Raw genomic sequence first — 8,889 nt, 5'->3', positions numbered from 1 at the left:
CAGGCCCTAGCGCCGGAACCATGCGGTCACATGCCGGACATCCGGGACGGTTGCGCGCCGCTCTGCGATGTTCGGGGGATGCCCGAAGGTCGGTACACTAGGCGGCCACCCATCCCGCACGGCCGCCTTCGACGGGCTGTGCCCGGGCTTCTGATCTTTTTCGTACCGCACGATCTTAGGCATTCCGACCGGCCCCGGGGAAGCGGCCCGGTTCCCCTTCGGCAGCCGGACCGTCCACCGCCACACCGCGCGGGCAACCGTGAGGAACCGCGGACGAGGACAGCCATCGCAGATTAGTCGCAGGTATCGGTGGTAGTCGCAGGCAGTCGCAGGTATCAGTGCCCGGCCCGCGTCCCACAGCCGGTGCCCGGTACACCGCCGACACGCCGACACGCCGACACCACCGACGCACCGAACACCGACTTCACCCCGGGGAGGATCACCCTATGAGCACCGAGAGCTGGTCGTTCGAGACCCAGCAGATCCACGCGGGAGCCCAGCCGGACCCGGCGACCGGCGCCCGAGCCGTGCCAATCTACCAGACCACCAGCTACGTCTTCCGCGACACCGACCACGCCGCCGCCCTGTTCGCCCTCGGTGAGCCCGGAAACATCTACACCCGGATCATGAACCCCACCCAGGATGTCTTCGAGCAGCGCATCGCCGCCCTCGAAGGTGGGATCGGGGCGCTCGCGGCGGCGTCGGGGCAGGCCGCGGAGACGCTGGCGATCTTGAACCTGGCCGAGGCCGGCGACCACGTGGTCTCCTCGGCCAGCCTGTACGGCGGGACGTACAACCTGTTCCACTACACCCTGCCGAAGCTGGGCATCGAGGTCTCCTTCGTCGGCGATCCCGATGATCTCCAGGAGTGGCGGGCGGCGGTGCGGCCCACCACGAAGGCGTTCTACGGGGAAACGATCGGCAACCCCCGCGGCGACGTCCTCGACACCGTCGGGATCTCCGAGGTCGCCCACGCGCACGGGATCCCCCTCATCGTCGACAACACCCTCGCGACGCCCTATCTGTACCGGCCGCTGGAGCACGGCGCGGACATCGTCGTCCACTCGGCGACGAAGTTCATCGGCGGCCACGGCACCGCGATCGGCGGCGTCATCGTCGACGGCGGCCGGTTCGACTTCGGCGCCTCCGGCCGGTTCGCGAACTTCACCACTCCCGACCCGAGCTACCATGGTCTGGTCTACTGGGACGCGCTCGGTCACGGCTCGTACATCGTCAAGGCGCGCGTGCAGCTACTGCGCGACCTCGGCCCGGCGATCTCCCCGTTCAACTCGTTCCTGCTGCTCCAGGGTCTGGAGACGCTGTCGCTGCGGATCGAGCGGCACACCGCGAACGCCCAGCGGGTCGCCGAGTGGCTCGAGGCGCGCGACGAGGTGAGCTGGGTGGCCTACCCGGGCCTGCCGTCGTCGCGGTGGTACTCCCGGGCACAGAAGGTGCTCCCCCGCGGCGCCGGCGCGATCCTGTCCTTCGGCATCGCCGGTGGCGCCGAAGCCGGGAAGAAGTTCGTCGAGGGGGTCGAGCTGTTCAGCCACCTGGCGAACGTTGGTGACGTCCGCTCACTGATTATCCATCCCGCGACGACGACGCACTCCCAGCTCACCGAGACCGAGCAGACCGCGACCGGGGTCACCCCGGATCTCGTCCGCCTGTCGGTCGGCATCGAGGGGATCGACGACATCCTGGCCGACCTCGATGCCGGGTTCCGTGCGGCCAAGAGCTGAGTCGCGTGGCACCGGTGCGGCCCTTTCGGTCGAACCGGTGCCGCCGACGGTCGAACCGGCGCCGTCGGCGCCACCGCCCGCCTCCGGGGCATGGCGCGCCGGGATCGACCCGGTGGGACGGCGCCGGTTCGTCGACCTGCCGGGACCGCTACGGCTGGAACGCGGCGGCGTCCTGCCCGGCGTGACAGTGGCCTACGAGACGTGGGGCCGCCTCGACGCCGCGGCCACCAACGCGGTGCTGGTCCTGCACGCGCTCACCGGGGACAGTCACGCCGCCGGCCCGCCCGGGCCGGGCCACCCCACCCCAGGCTGGCGGGATGGCCTGATCGGGCCTGGACGGGCCCTCGACACCGATCGCCTCTTCGTGGTCTGTCCGAATGTGCTGGGCGGCTGCCAGGGCACGACCGGGCCAGCCAGTCCCGCGCCGGACGGCCGACCCTGGGGCGGCCGATGGCCCGAGATCACGATCTCCGATCAGGTCACGGTGGAGGTCGCCGTCGCCGACGCGCTCGGCATCCGGCGCTGGGCCGCGGTGGTCGGCGGCTCGATGGGGGGCATGCGGGCCCTGGAGTGGGCCGTCGGCCATCCCGACCGGGTCGACCACGCCGTGGTCCTGGCCTGCGGCGCGGCGGCGACGGCGGAGCAGATCGGGTTGTCCGCGGTGCAGCTTCGTGCGATCACCGACGACCCGGCCTGGAACGGCGGCGACTACCACGACCGGCCCGACGGACGCGGCCCGGACGCCGGCATGGGTCTGGCCCGGCGGGTGGCCCAGATCAGCTATCGCAGCGAGGCCGAACTGAAGGAACGGTTCGCGGATCGGACCCGGCCCGACGGCTTGTTCGAGGTCGCCTCCTACCTCGACCACCATGCCGGCAAGCTGGCCGCTCGGTTCGACGCCGGCACTTACGTCGCCCTGACCCGGGCGATGATGATCCAGGACGTCGGCCGGGGGCGCGGGGGGCGCGCGCCGGCGCTACGGTCCTGCCCGGTGCCGTTCACCGTCGCAGGGGTCGATTCCGACCGGCTCTATCCCCTCCACCTGCAGGAGTACATCGCCGAGCGCGTCGGCGCGCCGTTGCGCGTCGTCCACTCGCGGCGCGGGCACGACGGGTTCCTGATCGAGACCGAGCAGGTCGCCGCAATCGTCCACGACGCCCTCCGGACGGCCTGACCCGGAACTGATTATCCGCACGATTTATCCGCACGGTGACGGCACCGCGCGGCACGGCAGCGGACGGCACCCCGGCCCGTCACCTTGAGCGTGTATGAACCGCTGCATGGTGACCCCCTCCGCCGGTCCGCCGGGTGCCCGCCCGGGCGGGCTGTTCGCCACCATCCGCGCGGCCCTGCCGGGCCTGCTCCCGAGCGAGCAGCGGGTGGCCGAAGTGTGTCTGGCCCGTCCGGGGGACGTGGTCGAATGGTCCGCCGCGCAGCTCGCGGAGGCCGCGGGAACATCGACGGCCACGGTGGTGCGCGCCTGCCAACATCTCGGCTTCCGCGGATTCCAGCATTTCCGCGTCGAGCTCGCCCGGGAGAGCGGGGCCGCGGCGCTGCGCGGTGAGATCGGCCGAACGGACGCTGCCGACCCGGTCGAGCGCCTGGTGGACACCGTCTTCGGCGCGGCGACCGCGGTGCTCGCCGACGCGCTCGGCCCGCTGGACCGGTCCCGTCTCGCGCCCGCCGTGGACCTGCTGGACCGGGCCAACCGACTGCTCGTCATCGGCAACGGCGGATCGGCTCCGGTCGCCCAGGACGCGGCGTTGCGCTTCCTCAGCATGGGCCGGCCGGCCGAGGCGCCGGGCGACTCGATCGCCCAGGAACTCACCGCCCGCCTGCTCGCGCCCTCGGACGTCTGCCTGGTCATCACGAGCAGCGGGGCGAACGAGCCGAGTCTGCGGGCCGCGGAGGCGGCCCGGACCGCGGGCGCCGCCGTCATCGGCATCACCAGCTACACGGCCGGGCCCCTGGCCGAGATCGCCGACATCAGCCTCGTGGTGGGGTCGCCCGACTGGCCCATCAGCTCGGACATGATCGCAAGCCGGCTGGCCTCCCTGCTGCTGCTCAACGCCCTGCAGCTCGCGGTCGGCCTGCGCCGCACGGACAACCCGCTGCTGGCCGGGACCGTCATGCGGGACGTCCAGGGCCACTCCGTGCGGGCGGAGGACGGCCCGCGGCGGCCCGCGGCGGATCCCGGCCGCGGAGCCGCCGATCCCTACGAGTTCTGACCGATGACCGGTCGGGTCAGTCGGGTCAGGGGACGCGCGCCAAGGGGCGCTCGGACAGCTACGAAAGCGTCCCACCGGCAAGGCGCTTGGCCGGAGATTCGTTGCGGTAAGTGACTGTCCCCCGTTTCCCGACCGTCATGGACCATTCATCTAGGTACCCGAGACTGCCTCTGTAACGAGGAACCAGGGGGCAGGCGCACTTCTGGAACAGACGTACACGGGGTGCTGGGTGGCAGAAATCCGGATCGAGGGCCTCACGAGGCGCTTCGGAAACGTCCGTGCGGTGGACGACGTCTCCCTCGACGTGGCGGACGGTGACTTCCTCGTTCTACTGGGACCGAGCGGCTGCGGGAAGACCACGCTGCTGCGCATGATCGCCGGCCTGCTGGAGCCGAGCGAGGGGCGCATCATGCTCGGCGACCGCGACATCACCCATGTCCCCGCCCGACGGCGCGACCTCGCCATGGTCTTCCAGAGCTACGCGCTGTACCCGCACCTGACGGTCGAGCGCAACATCGGGTTTCCGCTGCGGGCCGCGCGCCGCCCCAAGGCGGAGATCGCCCGGCGCGTCCGCGAGGTCGCCGACCAGCTCGAACTCGGCGGGCTGCTCCACCGGCGCCCCCGTGAGCTATCCGGCGGGCAGCGCCAACGGGTGGCGCTCGGCCGTGCGCTGGTCCGTGACCCCCAGGCGTTCCTCATGGACGAGCCCCTCTCGAACCTCGACGCGAAACTGCGCACCGCGACCCGCACCGAGCTCGCCGGACTGCACCGCCGGCTGGGCCGAACCTTCATCTACGTCACCCACGACCAGGTGGAGGCCATGTCGATGGCGACCCGCGTGGTCCTGCTCAACGGCGGCCGCGTGGAACAGGTGGGCAGCCCGACCGAGGTCTACGACACGCCGGCCTCGGTGTTCGTCGCCGGCTTCCTCGGCGCACCGCCGATGAGCCTGATCGAGGCCCGGGTGGAGGCCGACGGCGACCTGCTGGCGGTCCGCGCGGACGGGCTACGCATCCCGCTGTGGCCGGGCTTCGACGAACCCCGCGACGTCATCGTCGGTCTGCGACCCGAGAACCTGGCGCTGTTGCCCGGCCCGGCCGAGTTGCCCGGCCCGGCCGAGACATCGTCGGCATCACCCGGGTTGACGGCATCACCCGGGTTGACCGCGCAGATCGAAGGTGTCGTGACCACGGTCGAGAACCTCGGCAGCGAGGAGGTGGCCTGGTGCGACGTCCACGGTCAGGCTGTCGCGCTGCGTGGCCCCCGCCCGATCGGACTGGCCGCCGGTGACCGGGCCCGACTCACCATCGACGTCTCACGGGTGCACCTGTTCGCTCGGGCGAGCGGACGTCGGCTCGCCTGGCGGCCACCGGATTCCCGGGAATCCCTGACCATCCCCGTGCCCGGCGCGCTCGCCGCGTCCCCCTCCCCCGCTTCGGCCGCGCCCGCCGCGGTCTGAGGGGCGACCAGACCCAACCGGACCAGATCACCGCGATCCGGTCCGTCCGCCATCCCATCGATTCCGTCGGTCCCGTCGGTCCCGTCGGTCTATTGATCCCAACGTCCCGTTGATCCCAAAGAGCATCCCCGTGGCTCGACCACGCCTGCTGCGTGCCGCAGCTGGCCTCGCGTTGCTTGCGGCGCTCGCCTCCGCGTGTGCGACGTCCTCGCCCACACCCACGAGCGCGGCCGCGAACGCCAGCACGATCCCCGAACGCTCCCCGGACCAGAAGGTCTCGATCGTCTTCGAGAGCTACAACCTCGCGAACGTCGGGACGTGGAAGCCGGTGATCGAGGGGCTGCTCCGCGACTTCCAGGCGGCGCATCCCAACATCACCGTCAAGGGCCAGCCGCCGCAGAACCTGGCCGGCAGCGCGAACAGCGGCGACTACGTCACCAGCATCAAGAACCAGGTGCTGGCGGGCAGCCCCCCGGACGTCGCCCAGATCACCTTCAACGCGCTGCGCTTCGCCTCCGGCAGCCTCGGCGCCCAGCCGCTCGACACACTGGTCGGGCGGGAGGCCGTTCAGGCGAACTTCGGCGGCGAACACCCGTTCGCCCCGAAAGCCCGCACCCTCGGCGATGTCGACGGCAAGACCTACGCCGTCCCGTACGTCTTCTCCACCCCGGTTCTCTGGCTGAACAAGACCCTGTTCACCCAGGCCGGCCTCGACCCGGCCAAGCCGCCAAAGACCTGGGCGGAGGTAAAGACCGCGGCGCTCGCCATCAAGGCGAAGACCGGCAAGGACGGGGTCCTCATCGACTGTCTGACGAAGGTCGGGGACTGGTGTTTCCAGAGCTTGGTACGGTCAGCCGGTGGCCGGGTGATCTCTACCGACGGCACCAAGCTGTCCTTCGCCGACCCGCCGGGCGTCGAGGCGGTGTCGATGGCCGCCGACCTGGCACGCAGCGGCGTGATGCCGAACCTCGACCAGAAGCAGCAGGTCAAGGCGTTCAGCACCGGCCAGGCCGGGATGCTGCTCGAAAGCAGCTCCCTGCAGGGGATGTTCATGGCCGGCGCCAAGGCGAACAACTGGGAGCTCGACGCCGCCCAGGAACCCGCGTTCGGCTCGAAGCCGGTCATCCCCACCAACTCGGGAGCGGCACTGGCGATCTTCAGTAAGGACCCGGCCAAGCAGCGCGCCGCCTGGAAACTGACCAAGTTCCTCACCAGCAACCGCGCCTACACCGAGATCTCCTCAAAGATCGGCTACCTGCCACTACGGACCGGCCTGATCGACGACCCGAAGTACCTGCAGGCCTGGGCGAAGGCGAACCCGCTCATCAAGCCGAACCTCGACCAGCTCACCCGGATCGAGCCGTGGGAGTCCTTCCCGGGTGACAACTACCTCCAGATCTCCGACACGATGATGACCGCGGTCGAAAGCGCCGTCTTCACCGGCAAGGACCCGGCATCCACCCTGGCCGACGCGCAGAAGCAGGCCACCAGCTTCCTGCCCCGGAAGTGACCGCCGTGCCCGTCGTAAGCACCGTAAGCACCGTGAGCACCGTGAGCACCGTGAGCACCGTGAGCACTGGGAGCACGGCCACCGCAGCGAGCACCGGGACCGCCCCGGGCGCCGGCGACGGCGGGGCGCCGCAGGCGCGGCGCGCCCTGTCGCTGCCGGGCACGATCAACCTGCGCGACGTCGGCGGCTACCCGACTGTGCACGGACGCTCCCTGCGCTGGCGCACGCTGCTGCGCTCGGGCACGCTACGCGGGCTCGACGGCCGTGGGCAGGCCATCCTCGCGCAGATCGGGCTGCGCACGGTCATCGACCTGCGCGAGGACACCGAGGTGGCGCACGATCCGGACCAGCTCGGCCGGCTCGCCGCGACGCATCGGCGGGTGCCCGTCTACACCCTGCCGGTCGACCGGCACCAGACGGCCGGCGATCTGCGTAGCCTCTACGACCACGTCGTCGATCATCGAGGGGACCGCCTCACCGCGGCCATGCTCGCGCTCGCCGCACCGGGGGCACTGCCCGCGATCGTGCACTGCAGCGCCGGCAAGGACCGCACCGGTCTGGTCATCGCTCTGGCGCTGGACCTCGCCGGGGTGCCAGCCGAGGTGATCGCGCAGGACTTCGCGCTGACCTCGTACTTCCTGCGGGACGAGGCTGCGGCGGCCGTCCAGCGGATCTCCGCCCTGATGTCCACCGATGGCGAGGAGCTGCCGGCCTCGCTGATGGCAAGCCCGCCCGACCTCATCCTGCACGCGCTGGGCCGTATCCACGCCCGGCACGGGGACACCCACACCTACCTGCTCGCGCACGGGGCGACGGCGCACGCGCTGGACCGCCTCGTCGAGGCCCTGCTCGTGCCGGCGGAGGCCTCCGACGCCGGGCCGGATTCCGGTCCGGCGACCGCGGGCTTAACCCCAGCCAGTGAGCCGCAGGCCCGGAGTCCCTCCCCCTCGGGCCTGCGGCTCACCCCAGGCGCCACCCCGTCCGCCCTGAACCCCGTCCGCCCTGAAGCCATCCCCTCCCGCTCCGAAGGACGTCCATGCCGATACTCTTGGACCCAACCGCGCACACGCCCACCCACAGCCTGATCCAGATCAGTGACACCCACATCGTCCGCGAGGGTGAGCTGATGCACGGCAAGGTCGACACGTACGCCGCGCTCCGCACCGTGCTCGACCAGATCGAGGCGTCCACGCTGAAGATCGGTGCCCTGCTGCTCACCGGTGACCTCGCCGACCGCGGTGATCTGCTGGCCTACCAGCGGTTGCGTGACCTGGTCGAACCGGTGGCGGCGCGCTTGGGCACGCCCGTGCTCTACGGCGTCGGCAACCACGACTCGCGTGGCCCGTTCCGGGAGGGACTGCTCGGCGCGGAACCCACGGTGGAGGCTCACGACTACGTGCACTGGGTCGGTGACCTGCGGATCATCATGCTCGACACCACCGAACCGGGCGAGCACAGCGGCTTCCTGAGCACCGCCCAGCTGCGCTGGCTCGCCGACGAGCTGGCCACCGCGGCCCCCGACGGGACCATCCTCGCCCTGCATCACCCACCCGTGCCGTCCCCCGCTCTCGATGGTGAACTCGCTCCTGCTCGCCGAGCCGCAGAACCTCGCCGACGTGCTCGCCGGCAGCGACGCGAAGATCGTGCTGGCCGGTCACGCCCACCACGCGTCCGCGGGCGTGCTCAGCGGCGTTCCGGTCTGGGTGGCGGGTGCCACCGCCTACCGGCTACGCGCCCTCGGCCCGGCCGACCGGATAACCGGCCTGGTCGGGGGCGAGTACACCCGGATCGACGTCTACCCCGAGGGGGCCGTCGCCACCGCGGTACCGATCGCCACCACCGAGGTGGTCTACGACATGGCCCTCGACGAGGTCGTCCGGCTCGCGGCGGATTATCACTGACTCCGTCCGGCACCCACCCCCGTCCGGCACCGACCCTCGTCCAGTACGTCGG

General features: G+C 71.2%; 7 protein-coding genes and 1 pseudogene. All 8 read left to right on the top strand.

Going from position 1 to position 8,889, the window contains the following annotated elements; genetic code table 11:
* Positions 1-446 precede the first annotated feature (446 nt).
* The 8 genes and pseudogenes from ACY5KJ_RS08165 (at position 447) to ACY5KJ_RS08130 (ending at position 8,837) form a co-directional block, all read left to right on the top strand.
* Positions 447-1,739, top strand: a complete 1,293-nt coding sequence (locus ACY5KJ_RS08165) for a bifunctional o-acetylhomoserine/o-acetylserine sulfhydrylase (RefSeq protein ID WP_462187121.1) — start codon at positions 447-449, stop codon at positions 1,737-1,739.
* Positions 1,711-2,913 (top strand): homoserine O-acetyltransferase MetX, encoded by a 1,203-nt coding sequence (metX, locus tag ACY5KJ_RS08160; protein WP_462187122.1) that lies wholly within the window; start codon positions 1,711-1,713, stop codon positions 2,911-2,913. The genes ACY5KJ_RS08165 and metX overlap by 29 nt, the downstream gene beginning before the upstream one ends.
* A gap of 106 nt (positions 2,914-3,019) precedes the next feature.
* Positions 3,020-3,967: a MurR/RpiR family transcriptional regulator gene (locus tag ACY5KJ_RS08155; protein ID WP_462187123.1), complete on the top strand. Its 948-nt coding sequence runs from the start codon at positions 3,020-3,022 to the stop codon at positions 3,965-3,967.
* A gap of 229 nt (positions 3,968-4,196) precedes the next feature.
* The gene (locus ACY5KJ_RS08150; protein WP_462187125.1) at positions 4,197-5,426 is read left to right on the top strand and encodes an ABC transporter ATP-binding protein; all 1,230 of its coding nucleotides are present in this window, start codon (positions 4,197-4,199) and stop codon (positions 5,424-5,426) included.
* A gap of 130 nt (positions 5,427-5,556) precedes the next feature.
* Positions 5,557-6,936, top strand: coding sequence for an ABC transporter substrate-binding protein (locus ACY5KJ_RS08145; RefSeq protein WP_462187126.1), 1,380 nt, complete (start codon positions 5,557-5,559; stop codon positions 6,934-6,936).
* Positions 6,937-6,968: 32 nt separating this feature from the next.
* Positions 6,969-8,021 (top strand): tyrosine-protein phosphatase, encoded by a 1,053-nt coding sequence (locus tag ACY5KJ_RS08140; RefSeq protein WP_462203098.1) that lies wholly within the window; start codon positions 6,969-6,971, stop codon positions 8,019-8,021.
* Positions 7,973-8,434: pseudogene (locus tag ACY5KJ_RS08135) on the top strand (metallophosphoesterase); the annotation flags it as partial. The gene ACY5KJ_RS08140 and the pseudogene ACY5KJ_RS08135, both read left to right, overlap by 49 nt.
* Positions 8,435-8,507: 73 nt before the next feature.
* Complete coding sequence (locus tag ACY5KJ_RS08130; protein WP_462187136.1) at positions 8,508-8,837, top strand: hypothetical protein; 330 nt, start codon at positions 8,508-8,510, stop codon at positions 8,835-8,837.
* Positions 8,838-8,889: the final 52 nt, after the last annotated feature.

It is taken from the genome of Frankia sp. CcWB3, assembly GCF_977927595.1.
This window is presented reverse-complemented; position numbering and strand designations above follow the sequence as displayed.